Annotated in this window: 12 protein-coding genes; 5 read left to right on the forward strand and 7 right to left on the reverse strand. The window is 66.6% G+C overall.

Features of this window, described 5'->3' with window-relative positions:
- Positions 1 to 110: 110 nt before the first annotated feature.
- From mgrA to WB508_RS11315, 5 genes are all read right to left on the reverse strand, one after another.
- A complete protein-coding gene (gene mgrA, locus WB508_RS11295) occupies positions 111 to 1142 on the reverse strand; it encodes an L-glyceraldehyde 3-phosphate reductase (protein ID WP_423844994.1) in 1032 nt (343 codons plus the stop codon).
- 225 nt (positions 1143 to 1367) lie between these two features.
- Complete coding sequence (locus tag WB508_RS11300) at positions 1368 to 2411, reverse strand: threonine aldolase family protein (RefSeq protein ID WP_423844983.1); 1044 nt, start codon at positions 2409 to 2411, stop codon at positions 1368 to 1370.
- Positions 2412 to 2428: 17 nt separating this feature from the next.
- The gene (locus WB508_RS11305; protein WP_423844984.1) at positions 2429 to 3280 is read right to left on the reverse strand and encodes a transglutaminase family protein; all 852 of its coding nucleotides are present in this window, start codon (positions 3278 to 3280) and stop codon (positions 2429 to 2431) included.
- Entirely contained in the window at positions 3277 to 4203 is a 927-nt protein-coding gene (locus tag WB508_RS11310; RefSeq protein WP_423844985.1) for an alpha-E domain-containing protein, read from the reverse strand. Before WB508_RS11310 ends, WB508_RS11305 begins: the two co-directional genes overlap by 4 nt.
- The gene (locus WB508_RS11315; RefSeq protein ID WP_423844986.1) at positions 4197 to 5780 is read right to left on the reverse strand and encodes a circularly permuted type 2 ATP-grasp protein; all 1584 of its coding nucleotides are present in this window, start codon (positions 5778 to 5780) and stop codon (positions 4197 to 4199) included. Before WB508_RS11315 ends, WB508_RS11310 begins: the two co-directional genes overlap by 7 nt.
- An 82-nt stretch (positions 5781 to 5862) precedes the next feature.
- Here WB508_RS11315 and WB508_RS11320 point away from each other — a divergent pair, with 82 nt between their 5' ends.
- From WB508_RS11320 to WB508_RS11330, 3 genes are read left to right on the forward strand one after another with little or no spacing between them, the layout of a single operon-like run.
- Positions 5863 to 6297 carry an HNH endonuclease gene (locus WB508_RS11320; RefSeq protein ID WP_423844987.1) on the forward strand — a complete coding sequence of 145 codons (435 nt, stop codon included), beginning with the start codon at positions 5863 to 5865 and terminating at the stop codon, positions 6295 to 6297.
- Between the two features lie 28 nt (positions 6298 to 6325).
- Complete coding sequence (locus tag WB508_RS11325; protein WP_423844988.1) at positions 6326 to 7444, forward strand: lipid II:glycine glycyltransferase FemX; 1119 nt, start codon at positions 6326 to 6328, stop codon at positions 7442 to 7444.
- Positions 7444 to 8490: an alanine racemase gene (locus WB508_RS11330; protein WP_423844989.1), complete on the forward strand. Its 1047-nt coding sequence runs from the start codon at positions 7444 to 7446 to the stop codon at positions 8488 to 8490. The genes WB508_RS11325 and WB508_RS11330 overlap by 1 nt, the downstream gene beginning before the upstream one ends.
- A gap of 1 nt (position 8491) precedes the next feature.
- Here WB508_RS11330 and WB508_RS11335 read toward each other — a convergent pair whose 3' ends face one another.
- Complete coding sequence (locus WB508_RS11335) at positions 8492 to 10672, reverse strand: transglycosylase domain-containing protein (protein WP_423844990.1); 2181 nt, start codon at positions 10670 to 10672, stop codon at positions 8492 to 8494.
- Between the two features lie 248 nt (positions 10673 to 10920).
- Between WB508_RS11335 and WB508_RS11340 the strand changes: the two genes are divergently transcribed.
- Both WB508_RS11340 and WB508_RS11345 read left to right on the forward strand, forming a co-directional pair.
- Positions 10921 to 11499 carry a PadR family transcriptional regulator gene (locus WB508_RS11340; RefSeq protein WP_423844991.1) on the forward strand — a complete coding sequence of 193 codons (579 nt, stop codon included), beginning with the start codon at positions 10921 to 10923 and terminating at the stop codon, positions 11497 to 11499.
- 53 nt (positions 11500 to 11552) lie between these two features.
- Positions 11553 to 12644 (forward strand): inositol-3-phosphate synthase, encoded by a 1092-nt coding sequence (locus tag WB508_RS11345; protein WP_423844992.1) that lies wholly within the window; start codon positions 11553 to 11555, stop codon positions 12642 to 12644.
- Positions 12645 to 12727: 83 nt separating this feature from the next.
- Here WB508_RS11345 and WB508_RS11350 read toward each other — a convergent pair.
- Positions 12728 to 13026 (reverse strand): hypothetical protein (locus WB508_RS11350; protein WP_423844993.1); only part of this gene is annotated, 299 nt, incomplete at its 5' end.

Genomic DNA, 13026 nt, shown 5'->3' on the forward strand with positions numbered 1-13026 from the left:
CTGCACGACGACCACACCATGCGAACGGAGCGCCGCGGCGACACCCGACAACCCAGCGACGACCGGCAGGTCGGGCGGGTCCGCGAGGAGCCGTGCGAGCGGATCGTGCATCAGAGGTCGGCGGAAACCTTCCACAGATCGACACCGTCAGCGTCAGTCGTCATGGCGTCGATCGCCGCGAGCTCCTCGGCCGAGAACTCGATGTTCTGGGCGGCGATGAGATTTTCGTCCAGCTGCTCGACCGAGGACGCCCCGATCAATGCGGACGTGACGCCGCCGGGCCGCAACGTCCAGGCGATGGCCATCTGAGCCAGCGACTGGCTGCGCTGCTCCGCGATGTCTGCCAATCCCCGCAGCCGTCTGACATTGTCTTCGGTCAAAACATCGTCGTTGAAGCTGCCGCGCGCCCCGCCACGCTCCACGGGGTTCCCGTCAAGGTACTTCGAGGTGAGGAGTCCCTGAGCCAACGGGGAAAAACCAATAGATCCCAACCCGTGCTCGTCCAGCGTGTCGAGCAAACCACGCTCGATCCACCGGTTGAGCATCGAGTAGGACGGCTGATGAATGACCAGCGGCGTGCCGAGGTCACGCGCCACCCGAACCGCCTCGGCCGTGCGCTCGGGGGAGTAGGACGAGATTCCCACGTACAACGCCTTGCCCTGGCGGACCGCGGTGTCAAGCGCTCCGATCGTCTCGGCCACCGGGGTGAACGGGTCCGCGCGGTGTGAGTAGAAGATGTCGACATAGTCCACGCTCATGCGCGCCAACGACTGATCCAGGCTCGCCAGCACGTACTTGCGCGAGCCGAGCTTGCCATAAGGCCCCGGCCACATGTCCCAGCCAGCCTTGGACGAAATGATCATCTCGTCGCGGTACGGCCGGAAGTCACCGCGCATCATGCGGCCGAAGTTCTCCTCGGCTGAGCCATAGGGCGGGCCGTAGTTGTTGGCCAGGTCGAAGTGGGTGATGCCGCGGTCGAAGGCGTGCCGCAGGATCTCGCGCTGGGTGTCGAACGGGCGATTGTCGCCAAAGTTCCACCACAGGCCCAGGGACAGCGGAGGGAGCAGCAGCCCGGAGTCGCCCACCCGCCGGTACTCCAGCGACTGGTAGCGGTCAGTCGTCGCGGAGTACGGCCGGTGCAGCTCCGGTACCGGGTCTGCGTAGTAGCGGGATTCTGAGTTCTCAGTGCTCACGGTGTCCACGTTAGTCGCCGACAGGCTGCACCGCTGCCAGCGGGATCTCGCTGTCTCTGGTCAGCCGTCCGACGATCCGAACACGGGCCGATTCGTCGATATGTCGACATTTTTGACGATGTGAGCGAGCGCCACGATGCCGGTGGTCGTCGACGGTGGCCCTGCAGCCCACATTCAGGCGGGGCGTAACAGACCGGTCAGGACATCGATGGCGTGATCGGTCGCGGCGTCGTCGACATCGAGGTGCCAGACGAGCCGCACCGCCTGCCGTGCCACGGCGTACCCTCGCACGCCCGCTGCGGCCGCTGCCTCGACCACGAGGTGGGCGGCCGACCAGTGGGTGTCGGTGAGATCCAGGACCACGATGTTGGTCTCGACCGACGCGGGATCGATGCACCCGGGTGCCGCCTCGGCGAATGCCTCGGCCGCACGGCGCGCCCGCGCGTGGTCGTCGGCCAGTCGGTCGAGGTGGTGGTCGAGCGCGTGCAGCCCCGCAGCGGCCAGGATGCCGGCTTGGCGCATGCCGCCGCCGTATCGCTTCCGCCAGATGCGCGCTTCGGCCATTGCGGCGGCCGTCCCCACCAGGACTGAGCCGGCCGGGGCTCCGAGGCCCTTGCTGAGACAGACCGAGACGGTGTCGAACTCGGCGCCATGGTCGCGCAGGGCCACGCCGCTGGCCACGTGGGCGTTCCACAACCGTGCCCCGTCGAGATGCATCGCCACGCCCGCAGCCTGCGTGCCACGACGCAGGTGGCGGATCTGGTCGATCGGCTGGACCGTCCCGCCGCCGAAGTTGTGCGTGTTCTCCACGACCACGAGCGAAGTGTTGACCTGGTAGACGCCGGCGCCGGTGATCATCAGCTCCAGCGGCTGACTGGCGTCGAGCAAGCCGCGCGGCGCGGTCCAGGTGCGCGACGTGATGCCCGCGAGCGCTGCGGCTGCCCCGAGCTCGGCTCGCACGACGTGCGCCAGGGAGTCACAGACCATCTCCGCCCCCGGCGCGACGTGCAGTCGCAGGGCCAGCTGGTTGGCCATCGATCCGGTCGGCGTGAAGAGCCCCGCCTCGTGACCCAGCAGGTCGGCGACGCGCTTTTCGAGCGCGTTGACCGTCGGATCCTCGCCGAAGACGTCATCCCCGACCTCGGCCTCGGCCATGGCCTGCCGCATCGCCAGCGTGGGACGGGTCAGGGTGTCCGACAGCAGGTCGGTGAGGATCATTCCGCCAGTGTCCCAGTTCAGCGAAGCCGGGTGATCTCGACCTCGACGAACAGCTCGGACCGACCCGACGTGGAGTAGATGCCACGCAGCGGCGGGTTGTCCGCGTAGTCGCGGCCGCGCGCCACGACGACGTGTCGCGGGCTCTGAGCGACCTCGTTGGTGGGGTCGAAGCCCACCCACTCGCCATCCCAGTACTCGATCCAGGCGTGCGACTCGCCCTCGACCGACTCGCCGATGACCGGCTCGCTGGAGGGGTGCAGGTACCCCGACACGTATCGCGCAGGAATGCCAGCGTGTCGTAGGGCCCCCAGCGTCAGGTGCGCGATGTCCTGGCAGACGCCGCTCCCGGCCTCCCACGCATCGGCGGCCGTCGTGGTCACTTCGGTGGTGCCCGGCAGGTACTGAATACGGGCGTGCACCATCGACATGGCCGCGGTGGCGTACGCGGCGGGGGTGTCGGCCGCCGAGCGCAGGGTGTCCAGCTCGGCCACCAAGCTGTCTGCTGGCGCGACCCACTGGCTCGTGGTGAGGTACTCGCAGTGCTGGTCCGCGACAGCGGCCAAGTCCTCCCACGCGATGTGCACGACATCGGATGCTGAGGGCTGTGTCTCGACCGTCGTCGTCGCCACGACGGCCAGATCGTCGTGTGGATCGTGCACCTCGAAGGCCGTGACCGTGGTGCCCCAGTAGTCGCGGTACTCATACGTCCACGGCGACGGCGAGATCTCCATGCGCGAGCGCAGCACGTACTGCTCAGAGGTCGTGGCGGGCGTCATCCGCGCCTCGTTGAACGAAGCGGCCGCACCGTTCTCGTAGTGGTACCCAGTCGTGTGCTTGATCCGCAGCTGCATTCCGTCCAGCGTGCTCACAGCAGCACACCTCCCTGCCAGGCGTAGTCCTCGGACTCGGCGAAGTACCTCGCGGTCACGGCGTCACTGGCCGCGGCGCAACTGCGCTGCAGTCGCTCCATCTCGACCGGCAGGTCGAAGACGATGTCGGCCAGCGGTCGGTACTCCAGCTCGGTACGGGCCCGGCCCAGCAGACGCTGCGCTTCGTCGCCGAAACCGGCCCGACGGCCACTTCGCTCCAGTCGCACCAGGGCGCGCTCGGCCTCGGCGAGCGCAAAGACGATCGAGCGGGGGAACCATCGGTCGAGCAGCAGGAACTCGGCAGCCTGACGGTCGGCCTCGATTCCGCGATAGGCGCGGATGAAGCTCTCGTAGGCGCCACAGGCCCGCAAGGTGGTCGGCCAGGCCACCTGGGGACCCGGTGCCAAGGCGGCGGTCGACATCAGTCGTGCCGTCATGTCGACACGCTCGATGTTGCGGCCGAGCTGGTAGAAGTGCCACCCCTCATCCCGCGACATCGTCGACTCGGCGATCCCCGAGATCATGGCCGACCGGTTGCGCACCCATGCGAACATGTCGGGCGGTCGCATGGCGCGGGCCGAGCCAAGGCCGCGATAGGTCGTGTTGATGGCGGCCCAGATGTCGGTGGACAACGTCTCGCGCGCTCGGCGTGAGCTCTCGCGACACGCACCCAGGGCGTTGGCGATCGAGACGGGGGAGTCCGGGTTGTGCGCCAGCAGGTCCAGGATCATCCAGCGGTTCGGGTTGCCGGTGTAGTCCTCGACGCCCATCACCGACAGCAGCTGCTCGCACGAGGTGCGCTCGTCCATGCCGGGATCCTCGACCAGCACCTGCATCTGGACGTCGAGGATGCGGGCGGTGTCGTCGGCGCGCTCCAGATAGCGACCGATCCAGAACAACGATTCGGCGATGCGGCTCAACATGGCGAACGCCCCTGTCCAGATGACTGCTGTTGCTCTTGCTCTTGCTCTTGCACCTGCATGCGGTCCGGCTCCAGGCCGACGCCCGTGGTCGCGCTGGCCAAGAGGCCGCTCTCCTCGTCCTCGTCGACCTCCGAGCCGGCGGCAAGAATCCAGGTGTCCTTGGAACCTCCACCTCGGCTGGAGTTCACGATCAGCTCGCCCTCGGGCAGCGCCACGCGGGTCAGGCCGCCAGGCAGCACCCACACGTCACCATCGCCCTTGTTGACCGCGAACGGACGCAGGTCCACGTGCCGCGGCCGGATGCCGTCCTCGACCAAGGTCGGGACCGTCGACAACGAGATGACCGGTTGCGCGATCCAGGCCCGCGGGTCGAGCAGGATCTTCGTGCGTAGCTCGTCGAGCTCGGCCGTGCTCGCGGCTGGTCCGATGACGATGCCCTTGCCGCCGGAGCCGTCGACCGGCTTCAGCACCAGTTCGTCGAGTCGGTCCAGCACCTCCTCCCGCTGATCGGCTTCGCCCACGCGCCAGGTGTCGACGTTCTTGAGGATGGGCTCCTCGCCGAGGTAGTAGTCGATCAGGTCTGGCAGGTAGGTGTAGAGCAGCTTGTCGTCGGCCACGCCGTTGCCGATCGCGTTGGCGATCGTGACATGACCTGCCCGCGCGGCGTTGATGATGCCCGGGACGCCGAGGGTGGACTCAGCGCGGAACTGCTGCGGGTCCAACCAGTCGTCATCGATGCGACGGTAGATGACGTGCACCGGTTCCAGTCCGTTGGTCGTGCGCATCATGACGCGACCGGAGCGGCACACCAGGTCGCGGCCCTCAACCAGCTCGACGCCCATCGTGCGGGCCAGCAGCGTGTGCTCGAAGTACGCCGAGTTGTAGACCCCCGGCGTGAGCACGACGACGGTGGGATCGTTGACACCGGCCGGCGCAGCAGCCCGCAGGGCCGCGAGCAGCTGCTGCGAGTACTGCGCGACCGGACGGATGCGGTGGTCGGCGAACAGTTCTGGCAGGGACGCGGAGAGCGCGCGCCGGTTGGTCATCACGTAGGAGACCCCGGACGGCACTCGCACGTTGTCCTCCAGCACGCGGAAGTCGCCATCGCCGTCGCGGATCAGGTCGATGCCGGACACGTGGATCCGGACACCGTTCGCGGGGTCGAGGCCGGCCACCACGCGGGCGTAGTGCGGCGAGGTCATGACGGTGGAGCGCGGCACGACGCCGTCAGCGAACAGCTCGCCTGACCCATAGATGTCGTCGAGAAACGCCTCCAGAGCCAGCACGCGCTGGCGGACGCCGCGCTCGACGTGCTCCCAGTCGTGGGCCTCGATCAGCCTCGGAACGATGTCGAGCGGAAATGGACGTTCCTCGCCCTCCACGCCGAACGTGATGCCCTGCTCCAGGTACGAGGAAGCCAGCGAGTCCGCTCGCAGGCGCACTTCATCAGGGCCCATCTCGGAGAAAGCCGCGCGGACCGCTTCGTAGATCGGTCGGACCTCAGTTCCGCTGCCGGCATACATCTCGTCGAAGCCCTTGACGGGCCCATATCCGTCGAGCAGTTCCGGTGTGTCCACCTTTCCACCGTAGGACAGAGACGGTCCGTCCGTGTTTCGGGGCGACAGATGGCCTACGCTCTGGGCAGAAAGGTGCTGCCACATGGACGGGTACGTGCTGGTTCTCAACGCAAGCTACGAGCCACTTCAACGCGTGTCCCTCCAGCACGCGATCAAGATGCTGGTGCGTGAGGTCGCCGTCGTCGAAGAAGAAGCGGGCGGCACGTTCGGACCGTTCCCGGTGCCCAAGGTGCTGCGACTGGTTCGCTACGTCGTCACGCGGTGGATGCACCGCCGCTCCGGACTGTGCACCAAGACGGCCATCAAGGCGCGCGACAAGAAGTGTGCGTACTGCGGCGGCCGGGCCGAGACCGTCGACCACGTGATCCCGCGCAGCCGCGGAGGCACCTTGACGTGGGACAATGCAGTCGCCGCCTGCCAACGCTGCAATCACCGCAAGGCCAACCGCACGCCCGAGGAGGCTGGCATGGCTTTGCTGCTCGTGCCCAGTCGCCCCACCCATCAGTTCGTCGCCTGACCACTCCGGCCGTTGGTAGCGTGACGGGGTGACATCACCTCTCGTGGTCCGCAGCATCGGCGACGCGGATCACCTCGCGTCGATTCGCTCCCGACGATCGGTCAGCTTCCTGCAGACCCCAGCGTGGGCGACGGTCAAGAACGAGTGGCGCGGCGAGTCGATCGGCTGGTTCGACGGCGGAACTCTGGTCGGGACCGGACTGGTGCTCTACCGCCAGCTGCCCGGGCTGAAGCGCTACCTGGCCTATCTGCCTGAGGGACCGGACATCGACTGGACCGACCGCGACCTCGACCGCTGGCTCGATCCCATGACGGCTCACCTCAAGAAGGCCGGCGCCTTTGGCATTCGCATGGGGCCTGCCGTCATCGCCCGACGCTGGCACGCCGCGACCATCAAGGCCGCAATGGCCGACGATGCCCTTGGGACGTTGTCGCAGACCCCCGCCGACGACGTGGACGACGCCGTGCTCGCCGTGGCTGACGGCCTGCAGCAGCGCGGCTGGCGCGAGATCAGCGCAGCAGACGGCTTCTCTGCCGGACAGCCGAAGTACAACTTCCAGGTCCCCTTGGCCAACAGGACCGAGGACGATGTGCTGGCCGGCATGAACCAGCAGTGGCGGCGCAACATCAAGAAGGCAGCCAAGAACGGCGTCGAGGTCACACATGGCACGCGTGCCGATCTGGCCGAGTTCCATCAGGTCTACTCCGAGACCGCCGCACGCGATGGCTTCACGCCACGCCCGCTGTCGTACTTCGAACGGATGTGGGACGCGCTCACCTCAGAAGACGATGACCGCCTCGTGTTGTACCTCGCGCGTCACGAGGGTGACCTGGTGGCTGCCACCACGATGGTGCGCGTCGGCGCCCATGCCTGGTACTCCTATGGAGCGTCGACCACGGCCAAGCGCGACGTGCGCGGCTCCAACGCCATCCAGTGGCAGATGATGCGCGATGCCATGGCAGCTGGCGCGGACGTCTATGACATGCGCGGCATCACCGAGACGCTCGCCGCCGACGATCCGCACATCGGCTTGATCCAGTTCAAGGTGGGTACGGGCGGCGAGGCTGTGGAGTATCTCGGCGAGTGGGATCTTCCACTCAACCGCGCGCTGTACCTCGGCTTCACCCAATATCTGCGGAGGCGCTGATGTCCTTCACCCTGCACGTCGACGCAGCGCGCTGGCGCGCAGGAATTCGACGTGTCGTCGACGCGACGCCGGAGCTGGTCCCGGTCATCAAGGGCAACGGGTACGGATTTGGCCGGGACCTGCTGGCCCGCGAGGCCGTCGCGCTCGGCCTCGACACCATCGCGGTCGGCACCTATGCCGAGGTGCCCGCCGCTCTCGCGTCTTTCACCGGCGACATCATGGTGCTCACGCCGTGGCGGCCCTTTTTGTCCGAGGTCGTGCTGGAGGACCGGGTGGTCCACACCGTGGGCCGGGTCGAGGACATCGTCGCGCTGGCCCACCTCGCACCGGGCGCCCGGATCGTCCTCGAGGGCGAGACCTCGATGTCGCGCCATGGGCTCGACCGACACGAGCTGGCGGCCGCTGTCGCAGCGCTCGGCGACCTCGAGGTGGTGGGATTCGCCATCCACCTGCCACTGATCGGCGCCGGACCGGCCGAGGGACACCTGCGTGAGGCGGAGAGCTGGGCCGCAGCCCTGGCGGCCTCCCAGCTGGAGACCACGACGCTGTTCGTGTCTCACCTGACCCCGACCGAGATCGGCCAGCTCTCCTCCCGCCGGCCGCACCTGACGATTCGCCCGCGGATCGGCACTGCCGTGTGGCTGGGCGATCTGGGCGCCCTCTCGGTGCGCGCCGAGGTGCTCGATCGACACACCGTCGGGCGCGGAGAGCGCGTGGGCTATCGCCAGCGCGCCATCTCCCGCGACGGCGTCCTGCTGGTCGTCGCTGGAGGCACCAGCCACGGTGTCGGGCTCGAGGCGCCCAGGGCCGCTTCCGGCGTGCTCAACCGCGGCAAGACGCTCGCCAAGGGCGGGCTCGAGGCAGCTGGGCTCGCGCTCTCACCGTTCACGATCGCGGGCAAGCAGCGCTGGTTCGCCGAGCCGCCACACATGCACGTCAGCCTGGTGCTGGTGCCCGCTGACGTCGAGGCCCCCGCGATCGGCGACACGGTCGACGTCGCGGTGCGGTACACCACCACGACGTTCGACCGCATCGAACTTCGCTAGCTCACTCCGGTGGCGGCGACGACTTCGTCGGCTTGGGCGCCGGGATCGTCGGGTCTGGATCCGGCTCTGCGGTCGTCTTGGTCGGCTTTGGCTCCGGCTTCGGCTCCGCCTTCTTGGTCTTCTTGGGCTTGGGTGCCGGCGGGACGTAGGTGGTGCCCTTGTCGGCCCTGATGTTGCCCGGAGGAATGAACTCGCCACAGCCCTTCTCGTCCTGGAGGGCCGAGTTCATGTAGGCCTTGAACGTCAGGGCCGGATAGGTGCCACCGAAGAACGGATTCAGGTACCCCTCCAGATCCTCGTTGCCCCTGCCGCGGTTGTACATCACGGTCGTGGCGAGCTTCGGGGTGTAGCCGGCGAACCAGGACGATGACACGTACTGGTTCGTGGGATCCTCGCCGGCGGTCGCCGTGCCGGTCTTGCCGCCGGTGGGGCAGACGGTGTTGCCGTTGGTTCCGGTGCCGCCGCTGGCGGTGACGCCCCGCATCGCCTTGATGACGTCGCCGGCCACGTCCTTGTCGATGGTGCGCTTCGTCTCGACCTCGTGCTTGTACAGCTCGGTCTTGTTCTCATCGCTGACCTTCTCGATCAGGTACCAGTCAGCGCGAACGCCTCCCGCGGCGACCGTGGCGTAGGCGTTGGCCATGTCGATCGGGGGCACCGGGGCGAAGCCGAGCGACGTGACGGCGACCTTGCCGATGTTGTCGGTGACCTTGGCAGGGATCCCAGCGTCCTGCGCTGCCTTGAGCACCTTGGCGGCTCCAGCCTCGACATTGGAGTCCGAACCGCCGCTCATCTGCTGGGTCAGGTCGACGAACGCGGTGTTGATCGACTTGGCGGTGGCCCGCTCAAGCGTCACGGTGCCGAAGGACGAACCGCCGGAGTCGCCCTGATTCTCGACTTCGGCATCGCCGACCGTCAACGGCGAGTTGCCGTTCAGCTGAGTCTGCAGACCGTACCCGTCCTGCAGCGCAGCGATCAGGGCGAACATCTTGAACGTCGACCCGGGCTGAGTGGGCAGCGTGGCCCAGTTCAGCTCGCTCTTCAAGTAGTTGGGTCCGCCGTACAGCGAGCGCACGGCTCCTGTGCCGGGCTGGATCGACACCAGCGCCGTGTGCAGCTCATCGAGTCCACCGGGCCGCACCTGCTTGACCGCGGCGACGGCGCTCTTCTGCTTCTCGTAGTCGACCGTGGTGACGATGCGTAGTCCGCCACCGCGGATCTGCGCGTCGGAGAAGTCCAGGCCCGCCAACTGCTTCCGCGTCATGTCGAGCAGATAACCCTTGGTACCGGCGTACCGGTTGCTGTTCTTCTGCTTGACGACACCGGGGACCTTGTCGCGGAACTTCTCCCGCTCCGCCTCGGTGATCGCGCCCGATTCCAGCATGCCGTCGAGGACGTAGTCGAAACGCGGCTTGAGTCGTTCCTCCCAGCCCTCGTTGTACGGGTCGTAGTAGCTCGGGCTGTTGATGATCGTGGCGAGCATGGCCGACTGCGCGTAGTTCAGGTCTGACGCGGGCTTGCCGAAATAGGTCTTGGAGGCGACCTCGACGCCGTAGGCGCCGTTGCCGAAGTAGATGGTGTTCAGGTAGCCCTCGAGAATGTCCTTCTTGCCCAGCTGGTTGTGGATCTTGACCGAGAGCACGGCCTCCTTGAGCTTGCGCTTGTAGGAGCGCTCCTGGGTCAGGTACAGCACCTTGACGTATTGCTGGGTGATCGTCGAACCGCCCCCGCGGATCTCACCGCTGGTGGTGTTGTCGCGGACCGCGCGAATGATGCCCTTGAAGTCGATGCCGCGATTCGTGTAGAAGGTGCGGTCCTCGGCGGCGATGGCGGCTGCCTGCATCGATGCCGGGATCTCGGAGAGTCCTACGTTCTCGCGGTCCTGGGTGGCGAACGAGCCGATCTGGTGCTTGCCGTCGGAGTAGTAGACCTTGGTGGTCTGGGTCTGGAACTCAGCGTTGGGATCAGGGATCGCGATGGCCCGGTAGAGCACGAAGAAGGTCAGCGCGCCGGCCAAGATGCCGGCGACGGTCAAGAATGCGAGCCAGCGCAGCACCTGGGCCCACCACGGGCCCTGACCACCGATGCCACGCAGCACGCCGCCGGATCGGCCGCCCGAACCCTTCTTCGTGGAGGAGGTCCGACGCCGCGTCGCGGGCTTGCGCTTGGTCTGTGAGGCCACGGGGAAATTCCTTCGTCTGGGTCCATCTCGGGATTCAGTGGGAGATCCATCGCGGATCAAGTCTGACCGAGCCGCTCAAGACGGCAACCGCACCAGTGTGCCGAACCTACCTGAGAGTGCACTGATTCCCCGCGGCCGCTGTGGCGGACCTCACGCCACATTGACTCCGATGCATTGGATCGATGTATCGTGTCGCTATAACGGCACGGCATCACGGTGCCCGGACAGACCTTCAGGAAACGGATGAGATGACGCGACGCGGTGTGGCGCTCGAAGTGGCGGTCCTCGGACTGCTGCACGACACGCCCATGCATGGCTACGAGCTGCGCAAGCAGGTCAATGCCCTGCTCGGGTGGGGCCGCATCCTGTCTTACGGCACGCTCTACCCGTGCCTCAAGGCTCTGGGCAAGGCCGGTCACATCGTGGCCGCTGAGTCCGAGGATCCAGAAACACGGTCACGTCGCGCCCGCATCGTCTACCGCCTCACCGCTGAGGGGAAGGAACACTTCGCCCAACTGCTGGAGGAGTCAGGCCCGGCGGCGTGGGACGACGACACCTTCGGTGTCCGGTTCGCGTTCTTCGCGCGCACCAGCGCCGCGTCACGAGTCCGCATTCTGGAGGGTCGCCGCAGCCGGCTGGAGGAACGACTGGAGAACGTGAAGTTGGCGGCCCAGCGGGGTCGTGAGCGCACCGACGCCTACACCCGCGAGCTGCAACGCCACGGCCTTGAATCGGTGGAACACGAGATCTCGTGGCTGACCGAGCTCATCGATCGCGAGCGCGATGGCGGCCATCCCCCTGAGGTCCACGAGACCTCCACGCACTGAAATCTGCACGATCACACAGGCATCACCACATCAAAGATATGACAGGAGAACCCATGGGTTCGGTACGAGTGGCAATAGTGGGCGTGGGCAACTGCGCCACGTCCTTGGTCCAGGGCGTCGAGTACTACAAGAACGCTGACCCCGAGGGCACTGTCCCCGGGCTCATGCACGTGATGTTCGGTGACTATCACGTCAGTGACATCGAGTTCGTCGCTGCTTTCGACGTCGACGCCAAGAAGGTCGGTTTCGACCTGTCCGAAGCGACCCAGGCCAGCGAGAACAACACGATCAAGATCGCCGACGTTCCTCCGACCGGCGTCGTCGTCCAGCGCGGCAACACGCTCGACGGCCTCGGGAAGTACTACCGCGAGACGATCGAAGAGTCTGACGCCGCGGCAGTCGACGTGGTCCAGGTCCTCAAGGACTCCAAAGCCGACGTCGTCGTGTCCTACCTCCCGGTGGGTTCAGAAGAGGCCGACAAGTTCTACGCGCAGTGCGCCATCGACGCGAAGGTCGCTTTCGTCAACGCGCTCCCGGTGTTCATCGCTTCCGACCCGGAGTGGGCCAAGAAGTTCGAGGACGCCGGCGTCGCGATCATCGGTGACGACATCAAGAGCCAGGTCGGCGCCACCATCACGCACCGCGTGATGGCCAAGCTGTTCGAAGACCGTGGCGTCGCACTGGATCGCACGTACCAGCTCAACGTCGGCGGCAACATGGACTTCAAGAACATGCTCGAGCGTGATCGCCTGGAGTCCAAGAAGGTCTCCAAGACCCAGTCGGTCACCTCGAACCTGACCGGTTCACTGAGCAACAAGATCTCCGACAAGAACGTGCACATCGGCCCATCGGACTACGTCCAGTGGCTCGACGACCGCAAGTGGGCCTACGTGCGCCTGGAAGGTCGCGCCTTCGGTGACGTTCCGCTCAACTTGGAGTACAAGCTCGAGGTCTGGGACTCGCCGAACTCGGCGGGCATCATCATCGACGCCATCCGTGCGGCGAAGATCGCCAAGGATCGCGGCATCGGTGGAGCCCTGTTGTCGGCCTCGTCCTACCTGATGAAGTCGCCCCCCGAGCAGCGACCCGATGACCTCGGTCGCGAGAAGCTCGAGGCCTTCATTGCCGGTGACGAAGAGCGGTGATCGCTCAGCTGTGACGAGAGGGACCGGACCCGTAGGGGTTCGGTCCCTTTCTCATTGCTGTCGTCATGGTGCAGAGACCTCGGTCAATGAGCGAGAAGACGCCTGAAGGTGTCGCGCATCAGGGCGGCTGCGTCGTCGTAGGACAAGCCTTCGTCCCGGCGCAGCACCAACCAGGTGATGCCGTCGGCCGCCACGAACAGCGACAGGTGCAGGGGCGACGCCTCTGTCGAGACCCTCCCGGTGCCGATCTCGCCGCCGAACGTCGCCACCAAGTCCTGGTGCAGGCGGGCCCGATGCTCGCGTCGGGCCGCGGTGAGTGACGGGGAGAAGGGCTCAACCAGCAGTGCCGATGCGGCCGCCGACGACAGATCCTCCATCCGGT

This window comes from Aeromicrobium sp. (genome assembly GCF_049586495.1).
In the GTDB taxonomy this organism is placed as follows: Bacteria; Actinomycetota; Actinomycetes; order Propionibacteriales; family Nocardioidaceae; genus Aeromicrobium.